The following is a 21,087-nucleotide window of genomic DNA, read 5'->3' on the forward strand; positions in this document are numbered from 1 at the left end:
GGGTCGAGCGGAACCCTCATCTTTGCGCGTTTCGTCCGCCGCTGTCCAGAGTGTCAGTCGCCATCACGGACGATCGGCACGAGAACGAGCTCATACCCCAGGATCTGCGCCATGGCCTCGACGTTGGTTATCGTCGGGTCGCTGCGGCCGCTTTTCCAGTATTGCAGACAGGTTCGGGTGCGGTGCATCTCGGCCGCCATGTCGGAGATGTAGATACGGCGGGCGCGCATGTCGTTGAACATGGCGCGGACGACGGTCGATGCGGTGCGCGGGTCTTTGCGTTGGGGCTGAAACAGTGGGGCGCTCATGTCTTTGGCCTCCGCTTACCTTTGACGGCGCGTCGGGCTTCTTCTTGAACGTTATCGTAGGCGTATTCAAGAGCCTCCAACCCACTGTCGAGTCCCCAATCGTCCCAACTCTTTTTCAGGAGCCGTTCAGATGTTTGGTAGACGGCGATGCGTTTGAGCGCGTCGAAGTAGCGCTGCTCGTTGGACGGCTTGCGATACACACGTATCGTTTTGCCGCCGTCATCATACTCAACGGTGGTTTGGGTAGCGGATAGTGCGGATAGGACACCTGCCCGCATGAGTGACCATGCGCCGGCTCCGCACTCCTGTTCGACACGTGGTGGAACCGCAGCAAGACCATGCTGCATTTGCAAGCGTTTCCCTTCTGACAGGAACTCGTCTTGCATATGCACGTTCGATAAGACCGATGCGATTTCCGGCGGGGCAATTTCTGGGAGGTCTGAAAGAGCCTTTCTGAATGCTGCTCGCAGTTTCGATTTTACGTTCCGCTCAATTTCGCGTGTCTCCCGCTCCACCTGTTCATCGCTTATTGCGATGGGTGGGGAGGGGCGGGTGTAGAGGGGCTCAATCTCAACTTCGGCATCGTCAATTAGATTGACCCCGTATTCCGGTTTCGTATTCCACACGACCCATACTGCTCCGTCTAACGGTCTCCAGCGCCAAGCTACCGCCTCCGCTTCTCCCTCTATGGAGAGAGCGGCAAGAGCAATTGGACGGATGTCCGCAAGCTTCTCGTCTTGTCTGCCGAAATTACGCTTATGGATATCGATAATACGGAGCAACGCCGCCTCAAGCTTTTGTTCTCTGGTCATGACCGATCCTCCGCAATTGTCTGTGCTGGCCCGGACCTAAGAGCTTCAACCGTCCCGTTGGACTGCGGGTCTTTCAGGGGCACTCGTTTGTCCGGAACTACTAGAGCCCCTTGTTCGCTTGTCCAGCGCAGATGATTGCGGGCATAGACGACCCACAGTGCGATGTTCATCGGAATGAGACCCCATGCTCCTGTTGTGACGATCCAGACCAGCCAAAGAGCCTGATTGCCGAGACCAAACAGCCATGCGTGGCGGGCCTTGTTGCCAGCAAGGACGGTCATGTAGATCGTGATTGCGGAAAGGAGCCAGGGGAGATAGATCGCGATTGCTTCTGTCATCGGCTCTGCTCCATGAATTTGCGGGCGGCGCGGAGGTAGGCATCTGCTATCTCTTGATTGCTCATGAGACTGTCTATGTGCTGACGCTTGCCCGCAATAATTTCGATAACGCCTTCAGCTTCGGCTAACCGACCTTCCGCTACTTCGGCCAGCTTGGCGCGCAGGCGAGAGACTTCAGCCTTGATCGGTTCCGCACCGTTCCAGCTGCCAGGTTCTCCCCTGCCACCCGACACCGCTTGATAAGCTTCGCGCAGGGAGGCGTTTGCCGCTCGCGCTTCCCCGGAGTGCAATTGAGCCTCCATGCGCAACTGGTCAGTTAGGTTGGTCAGTCGTTCAATCTCCGCATCTCGCGGGTCGCTCTCGCCCGGCCCGATAACGATCCAGCCGGCCTTGCGCAGTTCCTCGATTGTGAGAACGCAGCGGGGTCCGGCGACGGGGTTGTTGATGGCTTTGGTCATGTCAAAAACTCCTGGGCGGGACGAACAGGCAGATCGTCCGGCTGGTCTCATCACCGAAGATCGAGCACCAGTGGAAAACGCCATCGGGCGAGTTGCGCACACGCTTATCGGCGTAGGCCAGCGTCTCGCCCGTGGCGGCGATCGTGTAGCCCTCCGGTCCTTCGCGGACGTCGGCATCGGCCACTTGGCGGCAGTCCTGGTCGGAGCAACACGCGTAGGGATAGCGCCACCCGGTCGGCGCTTCGTGCGCGTCGGCGTCGAAGGCCCACAGCATGGCGACGATGCCGAGCGCCGACATGACGGAAGTGGCGGCCAACAGCCGCTTGTCTTCGGAAGTCATAGCGGCACCGCTTCGAACCAGCCGACCCACAGGAAGGCGAACCCAAGCATGCAATAAACGCGCGTTTCGATCGTCATGTCTGCTCTCCATCAGTCGTCATTACGGACGGTTCAGTCGAAAACATTCTCTGCCGGTTCGGCCGGTGGCGTCTCGGGCTCGGGCGGGAACGCCAGATCCAGCGCCGCCTGGGCGGTCGCGCCGCGGAAGCTGAAGACCTGTCCGTCGGGCGAATAGACTTCCAGCGTCACCGCCTGCCCCGGCTCCATGCCGTAAAGGCCAAGGCCGAGTGACGGGAACTTTTCGCGCGCTTCATCGAAGGTCATGCCAGCTCCGTTTCGAGTGGCGCATCGACGCTTGTGAAATCCTCGATCGACAACTTGCGCAGCGGACGGAACCGGCTGGCCTTTAGCCAACCTTCAAATTCAACGCCGTTTTCGATATAGGTTCGCGGGTATTCTTCAAGTTGCACCGCGAGAACTCTAAATTTGGACGTCACGTCAGCTAGAGTGTAAACCCGACCGCGCTCCAGTTGCGGTAGCTTCCGCGCCGACATGAGCAGTCCGGGACTGTCGTCGATGCACACAACATGCTGTCCAATTCGCATTGGTCGTCCTCCTAGTCGAACACATCGCCCGGCGCTGTCGTCAGCGCCTCGGCCATGGTCTTTTCCGTTTCAGCCGTCAGCCCCGCTTCCAGCAACTCGACGACCTTGCGTGATTTCGGTATGCCGTCGCGCTTGGCTTGGCCTTTCACCAGCTTATGCAGGTCGGCCGGTACGCGCACGGCCATCATCTCGGTCGGTTTGCCGTACTGCTTCAGCGGACGTCGGATTTTGCGGGGCATGTGGTCTCCGGAATTATTCGTCGTTGGTAATAAAAGCGAAACGCACAGTGTTGGCTGCGGTATTCATCGCCTGTGCGACATCTTCTACATCGTCAATGTCAATCCAAATTTCGTTTGTATTTTCGCCCTCACCTTGGCGGATAACGATGCGTTTCTTGTCGGGGCGAATTTCGATCTGGATATCGGGTTTGTATTTCATCTCGATTAGATGAAAGAGTGTCGATTTTTCAATTCTCATCGGTCGTCTCCTGTTGAGGCACCGGTCCAGCACATCGGGGAGGGGTTGGCTGGACCGGCTGAGAGGGGAATGTCGAGCGCGCAACGCGCTGCGGTCTACATGGTGTCCTCCTGCGTCGGTTGGCCGTCTTTCTCGTCTACAAGCAAAACGTATGTCGTTTGTCCGTCCGTGTCAACGTACAAAATTACTTATCTTCAGTCTTTCCGATATCGTTTGCCGCGGAAGCCGCCGGCAGTCAGCGGCATGCCCTCGCCCCACGGCGGCAATTCGCAGATCAGCTTCTCGAAAAACGCCAAATCACCCCACCCGCGCGGCACTTCGGCGATCAGCTCGTCATAGACATGTCCGATCAGCGGATAGCTCGCGGCTTCGGCCTTGCGCATGCCGTTGACCAGGAAATCCCGCGCGACGGCCTGCGTGTCGTTCTCAGCGATCAACCCGCCATACAGGCCGAAGCGCCGCCACTTCTTGGTCACGCTGTCGACGCCGAGCGCGGAGATGCGCGGCGACGTGGCGCCCTCGATCTTCACTTCGCCCTTCAGCGCCAGCTTCTCGGCGATCAGCCGGTCCATGACCTCGCTGTCGAGCCACTCGCCATCGACGTTGCGCTTCGCCCAAACCTGGTCCGTCAGCCGCGGCGCGCCGTAAGCCAGGCACCGCCCGGACGGTAGCCGCGCCCACAGATAGCCATGCGCCACGATGTATTCGAATTTCAGTGTTCGCGTCACCGTGCCGGGGTTCTGGATCGCCTCGCGCATGGCCTGCTCGCGCAGCTTCCAGCCGGAGGCGATGGCCGGATTGGAGGCACGCCAGCCGACCTTGATCAGCTCGCACGCCAGCCACGCCTCGCGCGACAGGACATCGGCCTTGCTGTCGCCACGCTTCAGGCAGCTTTCGTAGCGCTTGACCGCCTTCTCGCGGCGTTCTTCGGTTGCTGTTTTCCACACCGGTTCGAACAGTGGATCCAGCTTGACACCGTAGCCCTGCGACATCGAATAAAACGCCGAGACGCCACCGCCGAAACCGAGGGCCAATTCCGAGACCTTGCCGACGGACTGGCGCAACGGGTGTTTCTTGGTGATTTCGTCGGTCGTCGTGTTCATGATCGACGCTGCCGTGCGCCGGTAAAGGTCCGGTTTCGATGGGTCGGCGGCGATCTCGTGCAGTGCCTTGACCTTCCAGTCTTCGCCCGACGACCAGGCGATCACCGCGCCCTCGATGCCGGAATAATCGGCCTGGACCAGATCATGGTCCGGTGCGGCCAGGATGAAACCCCGGATGGCGTCGGAGATGAGATGCAGCGGCCGCCCGAGGTTCGGCCCGTACAGCAGCGGCAGCAGTTCAGGGTCTTCCGCGCGGAAGGCATCGAACAGCGGCTCCAGCGCCACGCCTTCGAACTCTTTGCGCGGGCGCGGCATGTTGTTTTTGTTGATGCCGACCGACTGCCAGCGTCCGGTTGAGGCCGCGTGGTAGATATCCGTCCCGCGCACACGGCCGTCGGCGCTTGCTCGGTCCAGCATGGCTTGCAGCTTCGACACGGATGTCTTGGCCGCTTCCTGGCGCAGCTCGATCGCGCGGCGAACATTGGCGGGCAAATCGTCAAGCTCCAGCAGCGCGTCGACCTCGGCCTTGGCCGCCGATCCCATGGCGACGCCCTGGCTGTTCACCCATTCGACCAGCTTGCCCGGTTCGGTACATTTCTTCACATAGCCGCCGGTCGCCAGACGCATGTCGCGGTCGAGAATGGCTTTCGCCTTCGCTGCCAGCACCAGCGCGGCGCGGGCCGACCGTCGATCGATACGAATGCCGCGATCGTTGATGATTTCCGACACAACGTAGACGGATTGCTCGTCGGCCGACAGCGGCACCATGCGCGTGTCGGCTTCAGCCTCGGTCATCACGTCCACGTCGCAATAATCGTGGAACCGCTCGAAATCTTCCGGGTGGTCTTCCGGTTCGTTCCAATAGAGCCCGGCGGGGTCTTCGCCCTTGCGCGGGCGGCGCGGAATGGAGAATTTGCGGATCAGCCGCGTGCCTTCCTTGTCCTTGCGGACGGTCAGGCCAAGCGCGTCACCCAGGCGGTCCAGGGAGCGCGGGAGCGCCATGGCGGCAGCGGTGGCCGCCGTGCATCGGAACTGCTCCACGCGGGCCACCGGCCAGCCGTAGCGCGGCGTCAGGACCATCTGCCATAACAAGCGTTCGAACGCGGCATTGTGGGCTGAGACCATGCCGCCGGCCTCGATATGGGCGACGATCTCGGGCGGGCATGGCTGGCCGGGGCGCCAGCGACGGACGGGACCGCCGTTCAGCTTGTAGGACGCCATGAGCGGTTGCGTGTTCGGTGACGCCATGTAGTTGTAGACGCCGCGCTTCTTCAGGTCGATGTCGCTTCTTGTTTCGAAATCAAAGGTTAAATCGCTATACATCAATGTGAATCTTTCCGGTGCGAATGCAGGAAATATTACTTTCCGTTACACCAAATATAATTCCTAGTTTTCTGCCGCTTATTGTCCCGAGTAAAGCTTTTATAGCAATTATGTCTTCGGGGCGTAACTTGTAGCGCGAGCAGACACGATGCCATTTCTTATCGCGGCCGTTGTTCCCTCGCGTGTCCCACCTAAGATTGAAAAGCCGGTTGTTTGCTTCGTCGCCGTCTAGGTGGCGGCACTCGTGGCCGGGCGGGCACGGGCCGACGAAGGCGAGAAGCACCAGTTCATGAACGCAATGGCTGTTGGCTTTACCGAGTGCTACCGACAGATGGCCTTCTGTCATACGGCCCGGATGAAGGATTTTGCCGCGCTTTCGGTATTCATAAGCGGTGCCGTGTCTGGACATCTGTGTCCACGTTCGGTCGAGCGACCTAAAAGGCGTGGTCGGTGATCAGTATCGTCATCCAAACACTCCTGGGTCAGTCGCCATTACGGAATGCTCGGTCAATCGAAGACGTTCGGCTTCGGTTTCGAGGTAGGCTTGGATGAAGTGCTTCGTGGCTTGCGCGTCGACCGCATTGCCGTATCCTCTGAGGCGACCGACCCTAGCCCTTGCACCGTGCTCCAGAGGGAATCCAGTCGCGGCATAGGCTGCGTGGGCTTCACGCCAAGCCTCCGATGCGTGGCGTGCCAGAATTGATGACAAAACACGCAGAGCGTCTGGACGTTCTTCGGTTCGTTGTTCGTCCAATCCTCGTCCACGTGGTGCGCGTGCAGTCGCTCCACCGTCCCGCAGCACTCGCATGCGGCCTTCAGCAACTTCCGCGCTCTCGCTTGATAGGCGTTCCGAGAAAGCCCACCCTTGCTCCTGGAGTTGGCGCAGGAAAGCGAGCAAAATCGGCGCTTCATGTATGTCTGGTAGTCTTCCAGCCGTCCATTCTCGTTGCGCTCGCGCTGAAAGCGACAACCGCAAATCATACAACGCTTCTCCGGCGTCGGTTTCGTATCGGATCGCCCACTCTGCGATTTCGAGTTCGATTTCGGCAACGTGTCCGGCGCGCACTCGTCCCAGGCTGCGGGTAGACCCATCAACCATCGGCTGTGGCCGGGGCTCAACTGGCCGCCACTTTCCATCCCGGCAGAAGAGCCAGTCAGCATCTCGCCAGAAACCGTTAGTCGGGCCGGTCCCTCCACTGTCAGACAGGCCACAGCCGCCAAATCCGGCCCTTTCGATCGCAGCGCCTCGATTATGCCGCCCGCTGTGGTGCGCACCCCCTTGTCGGCTAGCGCCGCCGTCGGCGTTGGCCAGCCCGACAATTGTCCCGCCATGTTCAGCGTCATGTTCGGCGCGAACGGGTCGTATTTCTCGCCCCTCTTGGCGTCCGTTACCGTGGCTGTCGGCCAACCCGCTTGTAGCGCTTGAAAACAGAGCTGCACTTGATCCTCGCCGTTTCGGTTCCCGAGCTTCGCATCGACTGTGTTCGGACTGCGCCAGCCTTTTAGCGACAAATCGGAGCCGTTGCCGGATGTGCGGTGCGCCACTGCCCGCAGAGCAGGTATCGGCGGCCCCGACGGCATTTCCCACTCTTTCCAGGACAGCGCGTAGAGTGTAGAGCCACAGCCGTCCGTCACGGCTCGCAACCTGTTCGCCAAACGTGACTGAAGGTCGGCGCTCGCCGATGAGGCGGATGAACTCAGGGAGTAGGTGGCGATCGTCGCCTCGCCATTCGTCGCCGCAATCGAGACATACCCATCCGGCTGTGACGACAGGATGCGAGAGACAACTTTTTCCGCCGCAGCTAGGACATTCACTGCCTTTGCCCGCGGCCGAGAACGGCGGGCACGGGCAGCTTCCGGTCCAGACGGGCCGGTCGTCGGGCCATCCGGCGAGCCGGAGGCTGTACGACCAGACGCCGATCCCAGCGAAGAAGTGGCATTGGGTGTATCCGGCCAGATCAGAAGCTTTGACATCCTCGATGCTTCTTTCGTCAACGTCGCCAGGCGCGATGTGTCCGGCGGAAATCAGGTTGCGCAACCACTGCGCGGCGTAGGGGTCGATCTCGTTGTAGTATGCCGACATCAGTCGTTCTCGTCGAAGAGGAAATTCAACGCTGACACGATCTTTTCGGCGTCGTCTCGGCTTTTACAGCGCGCTATTTCGGCGCCGTCGGCGGCACTGCGGCGCCGATCGAAAACACAGAACCAGTCTGTATGGGCGGGATGCCCGGGTTCGTAGAAATAGCGTTTCATCCGAATACCCCTTCCGTCGTTTCGGGTTCATCGTCGATCACCAGCTCATTCGGCAGCACGCGCAAGGCTTTGCGGATCGCGTCGACTGGATCGGCGTCTATACCGATCAGCATGCGCGGGTCACTTGCCATGCCGGCGGTCGCTTTCCACACGAGACGCTTCTTGCTGTCATGAAAGGGCCGCAGATTGAGTTCCAGAAGACCATCCTTGTCGGAGGCTTCGCGCAGTTCCTGGTCGAAGGTCAAAGCAAACCCTCCTGCTCGAGCCACCAGTCGGCAACGATCAGATCGGTGTCGCCGACATCCAGCGTATCGCCTTCCAGGCACACGCTGCGGGGTATCCAGATTTCCTGGTCGTCGAGATCGACCAGGACGGCCGCGTCGGTCGCCCTGGTGATTTCGGCCTCGATTGTCGTCTGTCCGAAGCCGTTGCGTTTCATCCGAAGCACCCCATGCCCAGGGCAGTGCCGTAAAGCTCCAGCATCGCCATTTCTTCCTGAAGCTCGGCGGTGTCCTTCTTGCGCATGCGGACGATGGTCCGAACGGCCTTGGTATCGAAGCCAGTGCCCTTCATTTCGGCGTAGATTTCCTTGATGTCCAAGGCGATCGTCGCCTTCTCGTCTTCCAGGCGTTCGATGCGCTCGATGAAGGCGCGGAGCTGGCCAGCGGCCACTGTCTGGGCGTTGTCGCCGCCCTTGATATCTGCCTTGTCGTCAGACATTGAAATCGCGCTCCAACCGCTCTAGAGCTTCGCTGATACGCGCCAACGTGCGGTATTGATCTGCCGCGCGGGATCGCATCTGGTCGAGGAAGCCATCTGGCGCGCGTGGATCGCTGTCGGCGCTTCCGGAGCTCTCCGGCACAGAGCCGGTCAGTGCGTCGGCGACGCGCTCGATGCGAGCCGCAATCTGGACAGCGAACTCGGCGTTCTCGACAGTTGCCTTGTGCAGCAAGTCGCCGTGCGGTGTTTTCTGCGCGGTGCTGCAAGCAGACGCAGTACGGAGAGCACCGCTGGTCAGGCTCATGCCGCCTGGTGAATAATCTTTCTCCACGATCATTTCCTTCCTGGGGTTGAGGACGATGACCGATAGCCGGTCATCGTCCGTTTCGTCAGTCGTCAAAACTTACAGTTCAGCCAAAAAGACCGCCAGCGCCGGCGCCGGATTTCGTTTCCGAAGGCGCCTCGCCTTCGTCTTCGATCTTCTCGTGCCACTTCTCCGGGTCGATACCGCCAGAGCCGCCGAGGCGTTCGCCTTCGCCCTTTTTCTGGAAATACTCGATGCCGAAGGAGACTCCGTTGCCGTTCTTCGGGTTGTACCAGGAGAAGGCGTTGATGACCGCGAAGCCGCGGCAGCCCGAATAGACCTCTTCCTCGGTCGCCGGGATATTCGGATCCTTGTAGCGGACGACCGGCGCCTTGTTCGACGTGACACGGATGAAGAACTTGCCTTCGCCCATGCCGGGGTGCAGTTCGCCCGTTTCCTTGTTGCGGGCTTCCTTGCCCGTTCCCGACAGGAGCGGCGACTTGATCAGGCCGTCCTTGGCCATCTGGATGCCCTTTTCGCCCCACTCGGCGGTGATGACCTGGGCGATCTCCTTCTCCAGAACGAGCCTTGCCGCCTCGTCGAAAATCAAGGTGCAATCCCAACTCTCGCGTTTGCTGCCGTCGTCGCTCTCACGGGTGCGCGACTTGAACAGCCCGAAGGCGAAGGACACGGTGCAGTCCGGTGTTCTGAAGGGCTCACCACGAGCCATTTTCTTAGCCATCTCTCAGTTTCTCCGTTTCACTGTTGAGGTTCGAAGTGTTTCTGCGCGACCGTCTTTGCCGGCGGCCGCGAAGTCTTGTCGACGGACACCAGATTGGTTCCGGTGATCGGTCGTTCGACGAAAGGAACGATCATGTCCTTCCGTTTTGCTCCGAGCAGCTTGTCCATCTGCGCAGGCGATTTCAGTTTTGGGTCTGCGTAGATGGCGCTTTCGTCCAGTCCAAGCTCAGCCATAAGACGCGCGGCGAGGGCTGGATCGTCCACCCACTTCCGGTTTCCGATCTTCTCGGAAAGCTGGTAGCCGGGGATTTCAACACCGGTCTCGGCCTGGGCGTGAGCATAGGCGCGGCGGGCCTTGATCCAGTCCTCCAGCATCGGGATCATGTCGAGATCACGGGCCAGAGCCTCGGGCGACGTGTCCAGCGCCGAATTGCCGATACGGGGCTGGTCCAGATCGTCGAACCAGACAGCGGCTACGTCCATAGCGCCCTTTCGGAGCGCCGGGCATGTGCCTTCGGCAGGGCAGAACGTGCATTTGCCGGGGGTCAGCCATTTCTCGGCCCACGCGTCCAGCTTGACGCTGTTGCCGCCCGCCGCTTCGTATTCGTCCATGGCCTGCTTCGACCGTTTCATGGATTTCAGCAAATCGGCGGTCCAGGCCACCAGATCGGCGACATGGAAGGTCTCGGAACGGATACGGCCGTCCTTGTGCGGCGCGCGGGGCTGGACGATCGTGACCTTGACGGTCTCCACGTCCAGATCCTGGTGGTGCAGGAGCGCGCCGAGCCCATAGGTGCGGAGCTGCGGATTGTCCTTCACGTCGACGACGCCCATACCATTTTTCAGGTCAACGATTTCGAGGGTCTGGGTTGCTTCGTCATACGTCACGAAATCGCCCGTGCCGCCCGCGTCGAATGGCGGGTTCAGGTCGCCGAGCGAGAAACGCTCTTCGATCCAATACCAGACGGGCGGGTGCATGAATTGCCGGCAGTAGTCGACATATTCCTGCGCCGAGTTGACCAGTTCTTCATCGATCGTGATCTCGTGCGCCTTGGTCTTCTCGACGGTATCGAGAAAGGCCGAGGCGTCGACACCTTCGGTCAGGCACTTCTCGGCAATCTGGTGACAGGCCGTGCCGCGCGCGGCGTGGATGCTTTCCTTGTCGGGCGGGGCGAACTGCGCCAGTGTCAGCGCGCCGGCGCAATGGACGTTGCGGGCGGTCGAAGACGCCGACCAGGTGGCGTGTTCCCGGATGCCGTGGTCAACCATCGGTTTTTGCCTTTGATTTCTGCAAGTTCGCAGCAACATGCGCGCCATGGATGGCGTGCGCACAGTGCGCGAGGATATACCAGTCTTCACGAATGAATTTGCGAAGGTCATCCGCCGTCACGTCTACGCTGAAACGCGAGTTGATGAGATGCTGCATAATTTCAACGGCTCGCTTTTCGGGTATTTCGCCGATAACGCCCATGGTCGTCTCCTAGCGCTTGAATGGATTTTTGGCGATGGCTTCGTCAATGCCGGCAACGGCCTTGGCGTAGCCGTCTTCTGGCACCTGCGACAGCTTAGCCACATCCTTGCCGAACAGCAGCGCGAAGACCTTCGGGCAATCCTCCATCGTGAACGGCATGGCGTTCATGTCGGTGTCCTGGCCGTCGAACCTCTTGGCGTAGCGCAGCATCGCCTTCTGCACGTCGGCCTTCGCTGCCGTCGGCTCGGGGTCGGCCTTCTTCTCGCGGCGATCGAGCGAAGCCGGGATGTCGCCAAGCTCATCGACTTTGGCTTCCGTCGCCGCGCGAACGCGTTTCACCATTTCGGGGATGTTGTCTTCCTCGACTTCGTGGATGCCGCAGCCGATCAGACCGTCTTCGGCGCAGAGCGCGACAGCCGCCGCCATGCCGTGCTTCTTCTGGTAGGCGCCCACGGCGCGGCGTAGTTCGTCGATTGGCGCCAGCCCACCATTGGCTTCCGTCTCGGCCGCTTCGTCGGCGGTGTCTTGCGCGATCGTCTCTGCGTCGTCCTCGGGGCCGACACGCTCTTCGCCGGTCGAGATGGAAGGCTTGTCGCCGGAGTCGGGCATCTCCTTGAGTGACGCTTCGGCGGCTGCGCGTCCGTGTTCGGAGATGACTGCGTTCAGCTTCTCAAGCGAGACGCCTTTTTCAGCGGCGAAGGCTTCCCATGCATCATCGTCGGTCTTCTCGGCGCTGTTGCGGCGCTTGTTGCCTTCGGAGGGAGCGCCAATCGGACGCGTATCGAGTTCAGCGATTTCAGTGACATTTACGCTGCCATCGTCTGCCTTTTCCACCTTCGCTATGACGGTGCGGTCACTGCCTGGCTCGGCGAAGTCAACGCCCACAGCTCGTGGGTCAACGCGGGCGCCATACTGTTCGGTTCTCCACGTCTCGTTGGGTTCGCGGCTAATGCCATCCGGCCCGCGCGCCCTAATCTCTTCCGCCTCTTCGGGACTGATCGTCGCCACGCGCGGAGCGCCGAGAAGCTGGCGCATCTTGCCCAACACTTCTTCGCCGGTCTCGCCGTGAATTTTGATTTCGATGCTCATTAAGTCTCTCCTTGTTATCTTAGGTGTGGCCAGCGTTTCCGCGTTCTGATCGAACAGGCGGTGGAAACGGCTATCGCGTAGTCGTCCGCGATTTCTTGGAGAGCCCGCGTGTCGGCGCGGATCGCGCGCACTTCGGGCTCGGTGAGCCTTGCTTGATTGTTGGCGGATCCCTGCTGGTCAGCCGATACTTTTCGGCCTTTGCTCAGCATGTCCTGCATGTTCGCCGTGTCGTCACCGAGAAACAGGTGGCGCGGGTTGGCACACGGCCTGTTGTCGCAGTGGTGGAGCACGAGAGGACCGCTTTTGCGAGCGCGCCCTAGATCGACGCCGTAGTGGATTTCGAAGGCCACGCGGTGCACATAGTCACACCGGCCCCCTTGCGCCCTGGACCGGGTAATTTGGCCATAGCCGTTGTCTACACAGTAGCCCGTCCACACCCAGCAATCGCCGTTTGGGCCGTGACCGGGTGTTTTATCGACCTTAGCCCACAGCCGCTTTTCTAGCGGGGGGTAGGTTCTGCCGCGACCGCTCATTTTAAAACCTCGCGGATAGCTGACCATTTGCGGAGCAGGATGTTTTGCAGTGCGTCGTCGATGGAGCCGTCTAAAGTCGCCACCCTGACGAGAGGCTTTTTCGTTTGCGCGTGATTGCAAATTCGCAAAGCCATCTGCTTCATTTGAGCAGGCGTGAATGAGCTTTCGACGAAGATCAGGTTGGCCGACGCGGACAGGTCGATCGCCTCGCCGGCGGCTTGGATCTGCGCCAGAAACACGCGCGTCTTCGGATCGCGCCGAAACCGCTCTTCGTTCTCCGTCCGTTTGTCAGCCGATGTCGCACCGTCAATACCGACAACACCGTACTTGGAAAGGCCGTCGAGCAGGAGCGCGCCCACGTCCTTGTGCCAGTACGCCAGCACGATCTTGTCGAGCGCGCCGTCCAGTTCTTCTTTCACCGCGTCGACCACAAGCCCGGCTTTGATCTCGCCGGTCAGGCGGCGCAGCGGACCCATATGCATCTCGAGCGCAGCGCGGTCGCCGCTCTTCGCCGCTTCCAGGATCGCGCCGGCTTTCTTCTGGTCGACGATTTCCGCCGGCAACGTCTTCGGTGCGATCAGCGGCATCGTTTCGTAATCCGGCTCCATGATGCCGACGTCGGCCTGGGTCCGTTGCAAAAAGATACCGGCGACGCGGGCATTGAGTTCTTCCAGGTTCCGGCCTTCAACGAACACGTCGATGTAGCGGGCGAAATAGCCATGGCCGATTTTCATGGGCCGCATCTTGCAATAGCGTGCGATGAAGTCGCTCTGCCGGGTCACGTCCGTCGGGCCAAAAGCCGTCGTCAGGCGCTCACGGAACAAGGCCCGCAGCATCGGGTAGGCGTCAGCCGGGGAGTTGGGCAGCGGCGTGCCGGTTAGGCACCACATGCGGCCTGTTGTGTTCGTCATGGCGCTGGTCTTGTTGAGCGTCAGACCGTCGTCGATCAGCGTGCCGTACAGGGCCTGCGTGCGCTTCGCCGTGAAGGATTTTGCGTTGTGGGCCTCGTCGGGGATGATCAAGTCCCATTTGCGCTTCAGCAATTCGACGCGCAGCTTCGGCTGCGAGAGACCGGCCCACCCGATGATCGCGCAGGGCGTCTTCGGGTCCAGCTTCTTGCCGCCGAGCATGACCTGGACGCCACGATCGAAAGCCGACCAGTTCTGCATGCCGGTTTTCCAAACACCGCGGCCCGATGCCGTCGTGACGATCAGGATCGTCTCGGCCATGAGATAATCAGCCGCCATGATCGACGAGCCGGTTTTCCCAACGCGCGGGAGATCGGCCAGAAGCGCATAGTCTCTGGATGCGAGGAATTTGGCGCCGCTCAACTGCGTCGGCTTTGGAAGCATGGTCGTCATGGGTGGCCTTTCCAGCCCGGTAGTCCGTAGCGTCCGTTTCGTCAGTCGTAACTATGGACGCGACTTACAAAATGGTCAAGCGAGAGATTTTGCCAGGTACGAAATGAAGGACGCGGCGGTCTCCCGGTGCATCAAAAAGTGTTGCGTTCGACCGTTGACGACCAGCGACACTTTGACGTTTTCGCCAGACACGGCTTTTGCCGTGGCCAGATCAACAATCGGAGGCGTGGGCTGCATTACGCCTTCGGTCTCCCGCGCCCTCGCCGCGATACGCGCCGCATGGTCTTCAAAAGGATCGTGAAGTCTGGTCATCCGAATACTCCTTCCGTTTCTATCTCCGTGACCCTCGCGATGAAGGCCGGCGCGTCGTGGTAAATCTTTCGCACATGGCCGTCGACGATTTGGCTGTCATCCGTCCAAACGATCAGGTTGAGCGCGTCGAGCATCTTCGCGAAATTATCCCAATCGGGTTTCTTCGTCGGGCGTTCTCTGCCAGCCCGGGCCGCCGCTTGCCACTTCTTCGGCTTCGATACCGGAATTGGCATGCGTATCTCGATGTAGACTGCCAGCGGCCCTTCAAGCAGTGGCCGACCAGCCATGGCCGTCTGGGCCGCAAGTGACAGTCGATCCTCAAAACGTACGGTTCGCTCCGGGGTGTACGCTCGGCCGGTCTCTTTGACGAAACGCGGCCTGCCCTTTCCGACCGGCGCCCCTGCCAGGACGATCTCGATCATTTGACAGGCGCTATCCCGCCGACGGCGCTGCACCGTATCTGGTGTTTGTCGATCAACGCCCGGCATCGCTTGCGCAGCCCATCGTGATCGGTGTACAGCGCCACCACGTCGAGCTCTTCCAGCAGATCCGCGGTGGCGTCGTCATCGCCGTTTCGCACGGCCTGGTGAAGCTCGTGTGCGGCGGCCCAATACATTCGACATTCTGCGTCAGCTTTGTTGCTCATTTTCACCCGCCTCGAAGTTTGAAAATTCGATGATGCTCACTGGCCTGCCCCGTTCGATCTCGACGATCGCAAGAAGCGAGGGCAGGTAGTCACTCGGGATGCTGTTGCGTTGGAACCACTTGTCGACAGCGGCCAGGCGTGGAGCCGGCATCCCGTAGGCTTGCAACCGTGTGACGACGTTCTGCGACGTTTGGAAATTCTTAACCAAAAAACGTTTTGCCGAGAAAGTCATAGGTTGGTTTGTCCGCTGTCCGTCTGTTTCGGTTAACCTAAATCGACAAATCGTCCGCGTCAATGCCAAAGTTGGACAATTTGTCTTGCGGCCTTCATAAATGAACGCTACATTCAACATACAGACGACGAACGACATACGTCTGAGAGACGGATCATAAACAGGAGAGCCGGATGGCTAGGAAAGACCGAACCCATATCGTTAACGACGCAGTGAAGAACGGTGACAGCAAGACGGTCAAATACCTCACCAAGGAGGAATTTGGTCGGCGAATTTACAATATGATGCTGGAAAAGGGGTGGCGGCAATCGGACCTCGCTCGCCGTTCCGGACTAACCAAGGACAGCGTTTCGACATACGTTCGCGGCAAGGCGTTTCCTACGCCAGCCAGTGTCGCCAAGCTCGCGTCCGCGTTCGGTGCTCCGGCCGAAGAGATTTTCCCCAATCACGTCCACAACGCGATCGTGGAAGACACGCCTGATTTCGAGCTGAAGGTCAGTCCCGGCGACACCACCAAGGCTTGGCTGCGGATCAACCGCCAGGTCAGGTTCGACACCGCGGCGAAGATCGCAGAAATGTTGGCTGAAGATGCTGCTAACCGAGATTGAGGCTGCCGAGCGCCTGCGCTGCTCCACGGAAAAGGTGAAGCGGCTGCGGCTGTCGGGGCGGCTCGCCTACCACAAAGGTCGGCCCGTGCTCATCGACGAAAGCGATTTGCTGGAATATCTGGAGACGACCAAATGTCAGGCTCAACCCCGTATCTCAAGAAATCAAAAACCGGAACCTATTACGTCCACTGGACGGAAGCCAGGGTCGGAAAGCGCGTCTCGACGCGCACGACAGATTTGGCTGACGCGAAAACTTTCCTCGGGACGTGGCTCCTGATGGAACACACGGCGCCGCAGGACGGCCTGCTCGGCGCCAACCTGACCCTCGCTGACGTGTGGACCGTCTATGAGCGGAAGCACGTCCAGACGAAGCTGGCAGGCCGCTACAACGCCGAATTAGCGTGGAGGCAGATGGAGCCGCATTTCGGCTCTCTGCTCGCATCCGGCCTATCGCAAATGGCGACCGACGACTATGTGTCGAAACGGACCAGCGGACGGCTCGGGCGCAAAGTGAAGCCGCAGACAGCGGCCAAGGAATTATCCTATCTCGTGGCAGCGGTGCGCTTTTGCGCCGACCCGAAACGGAAGCTCATCGATCCGTCATTCGTGCAGAAACTCGATCTGCCCGAGCCTGGCGAGCCCCGCGACCGGTGGCTGAAGACCGAAGAGATACAGAAGCTGCTGGACGCGGCCCGGCGCCTGCGTCGCGGCGATCGTCTATCGCGCGGCGAGCGGTTCTTGTGGCTGGCGCTGGAAACGGCAGCCCGCAAGCAAGCCCTGCTTGATCTGACCTGGGATCGCGTCGACTTCGAGACGAACGTCATTGTGCTCGACGTGCCGGGGCGCAAGAAGACAAAGAAGGTTCGCGCCACCGTTCCGATCTCGAAGGCTCTGCGTCCGATCCTGGAACGCGCGTTCGAAGAGCGGCTGGACAAGAAGCGTGACGACGGCCTTGTGCTCGATAACCAGGGCGCGGTGTGGGCGACGATCCAGCGCATCGTCATAGAGGCGGGTTTGGGCGGCAAACAGAAGAAGCCGGCGTCGGGCGCGAAGCCGAAGGCTACGGGCATCTCCCCGCACGTCCTGCGGCACACGGCGGCTACTCACATGGCGCGGAAAGGCGTATCCTTGTGGATCATCGCCAAGGTGCTCGGAAACTCAATTCGCATGGTCGAGAAGGTCTATGCGAAACACCAGCCGGAAGATTTGCGCGACGCCGTCGACGCGATCTCTGGCGGCTTTTTGGAGGCAGCAGAATGATACAGTTCCCTAAGGTGACTTTCGAGATTTTTAGACGCGGAGAAGACGACCCTGAACCGTACCGCGCGCACATACTATGCGCGCGCTCCGATCATCATGGCATCGGCGCTACTCCGGATGAAGCTCTTTTTCGCGCGGCTCAACACTGGCATGCGTATGAGACTGCTAACCGGCCATCGGAGGCAGTAGAATGAACTCCGATCGTGAAAAACTCATCCGCGACCATTGGCCTATTGCCGCGCGTTACGGCTTCAAAAACGGGCCGCGTGTTCGCGTTCCGCTACACTTTCGCGTTCGGCCGCCAAGCGTCGAAACCGACGAGATGCCGGACTTCAAGATTAACACTTTGGAGTACGAATTGCAGCACGGCCAAATGGGCGATCGCCCTTGGACTCGTGTCGTTTGCGAGGGTGTTGTCGTGTCTCAAGGGCCAGCCTAGTGGTGGTAGCAACCATGGTAGCGCTTAGCTATTTGGTAGTCGATTTGTCCGTCCGCCGGCATTTTCTGACTGACAAAAACCTTCTCGAAGCCGTGCATTTCCTGCAATCCGTTGAAACTGACGACTTACGAAATAACGGACAACCGTGTTGACATCGTAGGGGTCACAGGTTCAATCCCTGTCACGCCCACCATCCAGATCCTTAAATCAGCAGCATTCACGGCTGGCCCGCTCCGGACCACTCGCCCTGCCGCGTCGGCGCCTTATAGCATTTATACGGATGTCAGGTGGCATCACCTGACGTCCGCATGAATGCGGTAAAACAAGAAATTGGAGCAATTCATCGTTTCCGTGAAACGATGAATTGCTCTAACGGCCAACCGGGCGAAACCGCTCCTCCAGATACGAGACCAGCCGCACCAGCGGCCACAGGACGATCAGGTACATCACGGCGGCGGCGATCAGCGGCGTCGGATTGGCGGTCAGGGCCTGCGCGTCGGTTGCCTGCTTCAACAGGTCGGGCATGGCGACAACCGAGGCCAGCGACGTGTCCTTGGCGATCGCCACGGAATTGCTCGTGTGCGGCGGAATGGCAACGCGAAAGGCCTGCGGCAGGATGATCTTGTAGATGATCGCCCAGAAGGGCATGCCGAGCGCCTTGGCCGCCTCCGTCTGCCCCTCAGGAATCGACTGGATGCCGGCGCGGAAAACCTCCGCCGTGAAGGCCGAGAAGACGAGCCCCAGCGCCAGCACCGCCGAGGTGAAGGCATTCAGCCTGATGCCGACGAAGGGCAGCGCGTAATAGATCAGCACGAGCACGACGAGGATCGGCAGGGCGCGGAACATATCCACATGCAGCACCGCCAGCAACCGCACCGCGCGCGGCCCGTACAGGCGGGCAAGGCAGATGAGAACGCCCGCCAAACCGCCGAGAACGATGGTTGTCAGCGCCAGCAGGATCGTGTTGCCCACGCCCTTCAGGAGCATCGGAAAAATGCGGACGAACACGTCCGCGTTCAAGAATGTTTCGACGAAACCCGGCATCGTGCTGCCATCCTCCAATGATTGCCGGCCGTGCATTGATGCATGGCGGCAGAAAGTGTTGCTGGGAACGGCAGGCGTGCCTGCCGCCATCCACACGTTTCTACGGAATCCCCTTTTTCGCGCGGCCGTCCGGCGCGCCGGCCACGGAGCGGTAGACCGTCAGCGTGAACTGCACATGGGCACGCATCAAATGCCGCGCCCGCGCCGTGTCGCGGGCCAGCGCCGCCTCCATCAACTGGGTGTGATGCTCGAGCGCCAGCGCCCGGGAAAGCAGTTTCCGGGTCTCCCGGTCGTGCCCGCCCTGCCGGGCGGGCTTGCCCAGGTCGGGATGGAACAGCAGCGCCTGGTGATGCCGCCGCAGTTGCTCGCTCACCTGCCGTTGAAACGATTTCAGCCATGCGGATTGGGCGGCCGCCACCAATGCCTGGTGGAAGGCGTCATGCGCCTCCATCCAGTCCGGCACACCGGCGGAGGATTCCTGCAAGCCGCGCGCGGCGCGCGACAGCCGATGATGCGCCGCCACGATGCCTGCCTCCCAGGCGAGATCCCCATGGGCGATCGCCGCCTCCAGAAGCGCTGTTTCCACCACCGTGCGCGCCTGTTCGAGATCCTCCAGCTCCTCCAGGGAAACCGGAGCCACGCGATAGCCGCGATTGGGGCTGAGCACCGCCAGGCCCGCCGACTCCAGCCGCGACAGCGCCTCGCGCAGCGGCGTGTAGCCGACGCCGTAGAGCGTCGACAGTGCCATCAGCCGCAACGGTGCATCAGGCGCCAGCCGCCCGCTCAGAATATCGCGCTTCAGCGCCGCGAAAGCGCCTTCCACCTTCGGTGAACCATCTTCCGGCGTTGAGTTGACCGATGATTTCATATAATCCACATTATTATATATAATCATTCGGTCCAACCGGATTTTTTGATCAAACTCGCTGAAAGAGAGGAAAGCCGGGCATGCTCGATGGGACAAGCGCGCTGGAGAAAGACCGCCAGGACCCGCTGAAAGCGTTTCGCGACCGGTTCGTCCTGCCCGAAGGCGTGATCTATCTCGACGGCAACAGCCTCGGCGCCATGCCCGCCGGGCTTGGCCAGCGCATCCGCGACGTGGTCGAGCGCCAATGGGGCGAGCGTCTCGTGCGCGGCTGGAACGAAGCCGGCTGGATCGACCTGCCGGCGCGCGTCGCCGCCAAGATCGCCCGCCTGGTCGGCGCCGGCGACGGCACGATCGCTGTTGGCGATTCCACCTCGGTCAACGTGTTCAAGACCCTCAGCGCGGCGCTCGCGCTGCGCCCACAGCGGCGCGTCATCCTCTCCGACAGCAACAATTTCCCCACCGATCTCTACATCGCCGACGGCTTGGCGCGCCTGCTCGGCCAGGGCTACGAACTGCGCACGGCCGCAGCCGCGGAGATGCACGAGGCCATCGACGAAACGGTCGCCGCCGTCCTCCTGACCGAAGTGGATTACCGCACCGGCTGGCGCTACGACATGGCGCAGACCACGGACCGCATCCACGCGGCGGGCGCCCTGGCGATCTGGGACCTGTGTCACAGCGCCGGCGCCTTCCCCGTTCATCTCGATGCCGCGAACGCCGATTTCGCCATTGGCTGCGGCTACAAGTACCTCAATGGCGGTCCCGGCGCGCCGGCCTTTCTCTATGTCGCGCCGCGCCATCTGGAGAGCATCAGGCCGGCGCTGTCGGGCTGGATGGGGCATCAGGCGCCCTTCGCCTTCACCCACGATTACACGCCCGCCAGCGGCATTGCCCGCATGACGGTCGGAACGCCGCCGATCCTCTCAATGTCGGCGCTGGAAGCCGCGCTCGACGCCTTCGACGGTGTCGATATGAATCTCGTGCGCGAGAAATCCCAGGATTTGTGCGACCTGTTCATCGCCGAGATCGAGCGGCGCTGTCCGATGCTGGAACTGGTCACGCCCAGGGACCGCAAGCAACGCGGCAGCCAGGTTTCTTTCCGCCATCGGCAAGGCTATGCCATCATGCAGGCGCTGATCGCCGAGGGCGTCATCGGCGATTTCCGCGCCCCCGACATTCTGCGCTTCGGCATGACACCGCTCTATCTCAGCCATGCGGACATCGTGCGGGCCGCCGAAATCCTTGAGCGCGTGATGGCCGAAAGCCTGTGGGACCGGGCAGAATTCCGCATCCGCGCCAAGGTGACGTGAGGTGGGCTTGGGATGCTGTTCAAGGCTCCGTTTCTGGCTCATAGCCTTACGATAATTTAATACTAGAACAGATGAAAACCGCCCGTGAAGCTGTCATAAAGACAGTGGTCGAACATGACCGGTACGCCGGTTC

The 21,087-nt window shown here is 60.7% G+C and carries 32 protein-coding genes and 1 pseudogene; 5 read left to right on the forward strand and 28 right to left on the reverse strand.

All coding sequences use genetic code 11. The features are described from left to right. Positions 1–53: 53 nt before the first annotated feature. The 26 genes from AB843_RS14165 to AB843_RS14280 all read right to left on the reverse strand — a co-directional run bounded on the left by AB843_RS14165 (position 54) and on the right by AB843_RS14280 (position 15,425). Positions 54–308 carry a helix-turn-helix domain-containing protein gene (locus AB843_RS14165; protein WP_157384515.1) on the reverse strand — a complete coding sequence of 85 codons (255 nt, stop codon included), beginning with the start codon at positions 306–308 and terminating at the stop codon, positions 54–56. Further along, on the reverse strand, positions 305–1,120 hold the full coding sequence (locus tag AB843_RS14170; RefSeq protein ID WP_048647519.1) for a hypothetical protein: 816 nt from the start codon (positions 1,118–1,120) through the stop codon (positions 305–307). Before AB843_RS14170 ends, AB843_RS14165 begins: the two co-directional genes overlap by 4 nt. Further along, positions 1,117–1,458 carry a hypothetical protein gene (locus AB843_RS14175; protein WP_048647520.1) on the reverse strand — a complete coding sequence of 114 codons (342 nt, stop codon included), beginning with the start codon at positions 1,456–1,458 and terminating at the stop codon, positions 1,117–1,119. The genes AB843_RS14170 and AB843_RS14175 overlap by 4 nt, the downstream gene beginning before the upstream one ends. Then, positions 1,455–1,916, reverse strand: coding sequence for a hypothetical protein (locus AB843_RS14180; protein WP_048647521.1), 462 nt, complete (start codon positions 1,914–1,916; stop codon positions 1,455–1,457). Before AB843_RS14180 ends, AB843_RS14175 begins: the two co-directional genes overlap by 4 nt. Position 1,917: 1 nt before the next feature. Then, positions 1,918–2,256 (reverse strand): hypothetical protein, encoded by a 339-nt coding sequence (locus tag AB843_RS14185; RefSeq protein WP_082143829.1) that lies wholly within the window; start codon positions 2,254–2,256, stop codon positions 1,918–1,920. A gap of 110 nt (positions 2,257–2,366) precedes the next feature. Next, on the reverse strand, positions 2,367–2,579 hold the full coding sequence (locus AB843_RS14190; protein ID WP_048647522.1) for a hypothetical protein: 213 nt from the start codon (positions 2,577–2,579) through the stop codon (positions 2,367–2,369). After that, positions 2,576–2,860, reverse strand: a complete 285-nt coding sequence (locus tag AB843_RS25585) for a hypothetical protein (RefSeq protein ID WP_157384516.1) — start codon at positions 2,858–2,860, stop codon at positions 2,576–2,578. Before AB843_RS25585 ends, AB843_RS14190 begins: the two co-directional genes overlap by 4 nt. 11 nt (positions 2,861–2,871) lie before the next feature. Then, positions 2,872–3,099 (reverse strand): hypothetical protein, encoded by a 228-nt coding sequence (locus tag AB843_RS14195; protein WP_048647523.1) that lies wholly within the window; start codon positions 3,097–3,099, stop codon positions 2,872–2,874. A 13-nt stretch (positions 3,100–3,112) separates the two neighbouring features. Continuing rightward, positions 3,113–3,337, reverse strand: coding sequence for a hypothetical protein (locus AB843_RS14200; protein WP_048647524.1), 225 nt, complete (start codon positions 3,335–3,337; stop codon positions 3,113–3,115). A 194-nt stretch (positions 3,338–3,531) separates the two neighbouring features. Continuing rightward, a complete protein-coding gene (locus AB843_RS14205) occupies positions 3,532–5,763 on the reverse strand; it encodes a DNA polymerase family A protein (RefSeq protein WP_048647525.1) in 2,232 nt (743 codons plus the stop codon). Continuing rightward, positions 5,756–6,172, reverse strand: coding sequence for an HNH endonuclease signature motif containing protein (locus AB843_RS25005; RefSeq protein WP_082143830.1), 417 nt, complete (start codon positions 6,170–6,172; stop codon positions 5,756–5,758). Before AB843_RS25005 ends, AB843_RS14205 begins: the two co-directional genes overlap by 8 nt. Positions 6,173–6,270: 98 nt before the next feature. Beyond that, a complete protein-coding gene (locus tag AB843_RS25010) occupies positions 6,271–7,737 on the reverse strand; it encodes an HNH endonuclease signature motif containing protein (protein ID WP_157384517.1) in 1,467 nt (488 codons plus the stop codon). Between the two features lie 108 nt (positions 7,738–7,845). Continuing rightward, complete coding sequence (locus AB843_RS25590; protein ID WP_157384518.1) at positions 7,846–8,016, reverse strand: hypothetical protein; 171 nt, start codon at positions 8,014–8,016, stop codon at positions 7,846–7,848. Next, a complete protein-coding gene (locus AB843_RS14215) occupies positions 8,013–8,261 on the reverse strand; it encodes a hypothetical protein (protein WP_048647527.1) in 249 nt (82 codons plus the stop codon). Before AB843_RS14215 ends, AB843_RS25590 begins: the two co-directional genes overlap by 4 nt. Next, the gene (locus AB843_RS14220) at positions 8,258–8,455 is read right to left on the reverse strand and encodes a hypothetical protein (protein ID WP_048647528.1); all 198 of its coding nucleotides are present in this window, start codon (positions 8,453–8,455) and stop codon (positions 8,258–8,260) included. Before AB843_RS14220 ends, AB843_RS14215 begins: the two co-directional genes overlap by 4 nt. Continuing rightward, positions 8,452–8,736: a DUF2312 domain-containing protein gene (locus AB843_RS14225; RefSeq protein WP_048647529.1), complete on the reverse strand. Its 285-nt coding sequence runs from the start codon at positions 8,734–8,736 to the stop codon at positions 8,452–8,454. Before AB843_RS14225 ends, AB843_RS14220 begins: the two co-directional genes overlap by 4 nt. Continuing rightward, positions 8,729–9,136: a hypothetical protein gene (locus AB843_RS14230; RefSeq protein ID WP_048647530.1), complete on the reverse strand. Its 408-nt coding sequence runs from the start codon at positions 9,134–9,136 to the stop codon at positions 8,729–8,731. The genes AB843_RS14225 and AB843_RS14230 overlap by 8 nt, the downstream gene beginning before the upstream one ends. A 10-nt stretch (positions 9,137–9,146) precedes the next feature. Then, positions 9,147–9,782: an ssDNA-binding protein gene (locus tag AB843_RS14235; protein WP_082143831.1), complete on the reverse strand. Its 636-nt coding sequence runs from the start codon at positions 9,780–9,782 to the stop codon at positions 9,147–9,149. 17 nt (positions 9,783–9,799) lie between these two features. Continuing rightward, complete coding sequence (locus AB843_RS14240) at positions 9,800–11,050, reverse strand: DUF2800 domain-containing protein (RefSeq protein WP_048647532.1); 1,251 nt, start codon at positions 11,048–11,050, stop codon at positions 9,800–9,802. Continuing rightward, a complete protein-coding gene (locus tag AB843_RS25595) occupies positions 11,043–11,252 on the reverse strand; it encodes a hypothetical protein (RefSeq protein WP_048647533.1) in 210 nt (69 codons plus the stop codon). Before AB843_RS25595 ends, AB843_RS14240 begins: the two co-directional genes overlap by 8 nt. A gap of 9 nt (positions 11,253–11,261) precedes the next feature. Then, on the reverse strand, positions 11,262–12,341 hold the full coding sequence (locus tag AB843_RS14250) for a hypothetical protein (RefSeq protein ID WP_048647534.1): 1,080 nt from the start codon (positions 12,339–12,341) through the stop codon (positions 11,262–11,264). A 529-nt stretch (positions 12,342–12,870) separates the two neighbouring features. Next, a complete protein-coding gene (locus AB843_RS14260; RefSeq protein WP_082143833.1) occupies positions 12,871–14,235 on the reverse strand; it encodes an SNF2-related protein in 1,365 nt (454 codons plus the stop codon). 75 nt (positions 14,236–14,310) lie between these two features. Then, entirely contained in the window at positions 14,311–14,547 is a 237-nt protein-coding gene (locus AB843_RS14265; protein WP_048647537.1) for a hypothetical protein, read from the reverse strand. After that, positions 14,544–14,969, reverse strand: a complete 426-nt coding sequence (locus AB843_RS14270) for a RusA family crossover junction endodeoxyribonuclease (protein WP_048647538.1) — start codon at positions 14,967–14,969, stop codon at positions 14,544–14,546. Before AB843_RS14270 ends, AB843_RS14265 begins: the two co-directional genes overlap by 4 nt. Beyond that, positions 14,966–15,193 carry a hypothetical protein gene (locus AB843_RS14275; protein WP_157384520.1) on the reverse strand — a complete coding sequence of 76 codons (228 nt, stop codon included), beginning with the start codon at positions 15,191–15,193 and terminating at the stop codon, positions 14,966–14,968. Before AB843_RS14275 ends, AB843_RS14270 begins: the two co-directional genes overlap by 4 nt. Continuing rightward, on the reverse strand, positions 15,177–15,425 hold the full coding sequence (locus tag AB843_RS14280) for a hypothetical protein (RefSeq protein ID WP_157384521.1): 249 nt from the start codon (positions 15,423–15,425) through the stop codon (positions 15,177–15,179). Before AB843_RS14280 ends, AB843_RS14275 begins: the two co-directional genes overlap by 17 nt. Before the next feature lie 173 nt (positions 15,426–15,598). Here AB843_RS14280 and AB843_RS14285 point away from each other — a divergent pair, with 173 nt between their 5' ends. From AB843_RS14285 to AB843_RS25600, 4 genes and pseudogenes are all read left to right on the forward strand, one after another. Next, the gene (locus AB843_RS14285; RefSeq protein ID WP_048647541.1) at positions 15,599–16,033 is read left to right on the forward strand and encodes a helix-turn-helix domain-containing protein; all 435 of its coding nucleotides are present in this window, start codon (positions 15,599–15,601) and stop codon (positions 16,031–16,033) included. After that, a pseudogene (locus AB843_RS26145) lies at positions 16,014–16,100 on the forward strand (helix-turn-helix domain-containing protein); the annotation flags it as partial. The gene AB843_RS14285 and the pseudogene AB843_RS26145, both read left to right, overlap by 20 nt. A gap of 65 nt (positions 16,101–16,165) precedes the next feature. Beyond that, positions 16,166–17,293, forward strand: coding sequence for a tyrosine-type recombinase/integrase (locus AB843_RS14290; RefSeq protein ID WP_082143835.1), 1,128 nt, complete (start codon positions 16,166–16,168; stop codon positions 17,291–17,293). 190 nt (positions 17,294–17,483) lie between these two features. Next, positions 17,484–17,732, forward strand: a complete 249-nt coding sequence (locus AB843_RS25600) for a hypothetical protein (protein WP_157384522.1) — start codon at positions 17,484–17,486, stop codon at positions 17,730–17,732. 369 nt (positions 17,733–18,101) lie between these two features. Here the strand turns inward: AB843_RS25600 and AB843_RS14295 are convergent, their stop codons facing one another. Both AB843_RS14295 and AB843_RS14300 read right to left on the reverse strand, forming a co-directional pair. Beyond that, on the reverse strand, positions 18,102–18,776 hold the full coding sequence (locus AB843_RS14295) for an amino acid ABC transporter permease (protein ID WP_048647594.1): 675 nt from the start codon (positions 18,774–18,776) through the stop codon (positions 18,102–18,104). A 100-nt stretch (positions 18,777–18,876) separates the two neighbouring features. Next, entirely contained in the window at positions 18,877–19,644 is a 768-nt protein-coding gene (locus AB843_RS14300) for a GntR family transcriptional regulator (RefSeq protein WP_048647543.1), read from the reverse strand. A gap of 80 nt (positions 19,645–19,724) precedes the next feature. On the opposite strand from AB843_RS14300, the gene kynU reads away from it, so the two are divergent. Beyond that, positions 19,725–20,954 (forward strand): kynureninase, encoded by a 1,230-nt coding sequence (kynU, locus tag AB843_RS14305; protein WP_048647544.1) that lies wholly within the window; start codon positions 19,725–19,727, stop codon positions 20,952–20,954. Positions 20,955–21,087 lie beyond the last annotated feature (133 nt).

This window comes from Nitratireductor soli, assembly GCF_001050155.1.
GTDB lineage: Bacteria > Pseudomonadota > Alphaproteobacteria > Rhizobiales > Rhizobiaceae > Nitratireductor > Nitratireductor soli.

What these genes read in the sequence shown, in the direction of transcription:
- AB843_RS14240 (WP_048647532.1), bottom strand. Translation starts at nt 11,050, where the DNA reads ATGGTTGACCACGGCATCCGGGAACACGCCACCTGGTCGGCGTCTTCG.
- AB843_RS14290 (WP_082143835.1), top strand. Translation starts at nt 16,166, where the DNA reads ATGTCAGGCTCAACCCCGTATCTCAAGAAATCAAAAACCGGAACCTAT.
- AB843_RS14200 (WP_048647524.1), bottom strand. Translation starts at nt 3,337, where the DNA reads ATGAGAATTGAAAAATCGACACTCTTTCATCTAATCGAGATGAAATAC.
- AB843_RS25005 (WP_082143830.1), bottom strand. Translation starts at nt 6,172, where the DNA reads ATGTCCAGACACGGCACCGCTTATGAATACCGAAAGCGCGGCAAAATC.
- AB843_RS25590 (WP_157384518.1), bottom strand. Translation starts at nt 8,016, where the DNA reads ATGAAACGCTATTTCTACGAACCCGGGCATCCCGCCCATACAGACTGG.
- AB843_RS14265 (WP_048647537.1), bottom strand. Translation starts at nt 14,547, where the DNA reads ATGACCAGACTTCACGATCCTTTTGAAGACCATGCGGCGCGTATCGCG.
- AB843_RS14195 (WP_048647523.1), bottom strand. Translation starts at nt 3,099, where the DNA reads ATGCCCCGCAAAATCCGACGTCCGCTGAAGCAGTACGGCAAACCGACC.
- AB843_RS14185 (WP_082143829.1), bottom strand. Translation starts at nt 2,256, where the DNA reads ATGACTTCCGAAGACAAGCGGCTGTTGGCCGCCACTTCCGTCATGTCG.
- AB843_RS25595 (WP_048647533.1), bottom strand. Translation starts at nt 11,252, where the DNA reads ATGGGCGTTATCGGCGAAATACCCGAAAAGCGAGCCGTTGAAATTATG.
- AB843_RS14180 (WP_048647521.1), bottom strand. Translation starts at nt 1,916, where the DNA reads ATGACCAAAGCCATCAACAACCCCGTCGCCGGACCCCGCTGCGTTCTC.
- AB843_RS25600 (WP_157384522.1), top strand. Translation starts at nt 17,484, where the DNA reads ATGAACTCCGATCGTGAAAAACTCATCCGCGACCATTGGCCTATTGCC.
- AB843_RS14300 (WP_048647543.1), bottom strand. Translation starts at nt 19,644, where the DNA reads ATGAAATCATCGGTCAACTCAACGCCGGAAGATGGTTCACCGAAGGTG.
- AB843_RS14235 (WP_082143831.1), bottom strand. Translation starts at nt 9,782, where the DNA reads ATGGCTAAGAAAATGGCTCGTGGTGAGCCCTTCAGAACACCGGACTGC.
- AB843_RS14250 (WP_048647534.1), bottom strand. Translation starts at nt 12,341, where the DNA reads ATGAGCATCGAAATCAAAATTCACGGCGAGACCGGCGAAGAAGTGTTG.
- AB843_RS14190 (WP_048647522.1), bottom strand. Translation starts at nt 2,579, where the DNA reads ATGACCTTCGATGAAGCGCGCGAAAAGTTCCCGTCACTCGGCCTTGGC.
- AB843_RS14285 (WP_048647541.1), top strand. Translation starts at nt 15,599, where the DNA reads ATGGCTAGGAAAGACCGAACCCATATCGTTAACGACGCAGTGAAGAAC.
- AB843_RS14295 (WP_048647594.1), bottom strand. Translation starts at nt 18,776, where the DNA reads ATGCCGGGTTTCGTCGAAACATTCTTGAACGCGGACGTGTTCGTCCGC.
- AB843_RS14260 (WP_082143833.1), bottom strand. Translation starts at nt 14,235, where the DNA reads ATGACGACCATGCTTCCAAAGCCGACGCAGTTGAGCGGCGCCAAATTC.
- AB843_RS25010 (WP_157384517.1), bottom strand. Translation starts at nt 7,737, where the DNA reads ATGTCAAAGCTTCTGATCTGGCCGGATACACCCAATGCCACTTCTTCG.
- AB843_RS14220 (WP_048647528.1), bottom strand. Translation starts at nt 8,455, where the DNA reads ATGAAACGCAACGGCTTCGGACAGACGACAATCGAGGCCGAAATCACC.
- AB843_RS14275 (WP_157384520.1), bottom strand. Translation starts at nt 15,193, where the DNA reads ATGAGCAACAAAGCTGACGCAGAATGTCGAATGTATTGGGCCGCCGCA.
- AB843_RS14205 (WP_048647525.1), bottom strand. Translation starts at nt 5,763, where the DNA reads ATGTATAGCGATTTAACCTTTGATTTCGAAACAAGAAGCGACATCGAC.
- AB843_RS14175 (WP_048647520.1), bottom strand. Translation starts at nt 1,458, where the DNA reads ATGACAGAAGCAATCGCGATCTATCTCCCCTGGCTCCTTTCCGCAATC.
- kynU (WP_048647544.1), top strand. Translation starts at nt 19,725, where the DNA reads ATGCTCGATGGGACAAGCGCGCTGGAGAAAGACCGCCAGGACCCGCTG.
- AB843_RS14165 (WP_157384515.1), bottom strand. Translation starts at nt 308, where the DNA reads ATGAGCGCCCCACTGTTTCAGCCCCAACGCAAAGACCCGCGCACCGCA.
- AB843_RS14270 (WP_048647538.1), bottom strand. Translation starts at nt 14,969, where the DNA reads ATGATCGAGATCGTCCTGGCAGGGGCGCCGGTCGGAAAGGGCAGGCCG.
- AB843_RS14280 (WP_157384521.1), bottom strand. Translation starts at nt 15,425, where the DNA reads ATGACTTTCTCGGCAAAACGTTTTTTGGTTAAGAATTTCCAAACGTCG.
- AB843_RS14170 (WP_048647519.1), bottom strand. Translation starts at nt 1,120, where the DNA reads ATGACCAGAGAACAAAAGCTTGAGGCGGCGTTGCTCCGTATTATCGAT.
- AB843_RS14225 (WP_048647529.1), bottom strand. Translation starts at nt 8,736, where the DNA reads ATGTCTGACGACAAGGCAGATATCAAGGGCGGCGACAACGCCCAGACA.
- AB843_RS25585 (WP_157384516.1), bottom strand. Translation starts at nt 2,860, where the DNA reads ATGCGAATTGGACAGCATGTTGTGTGCATCGACGACAGTCCCGGACTG.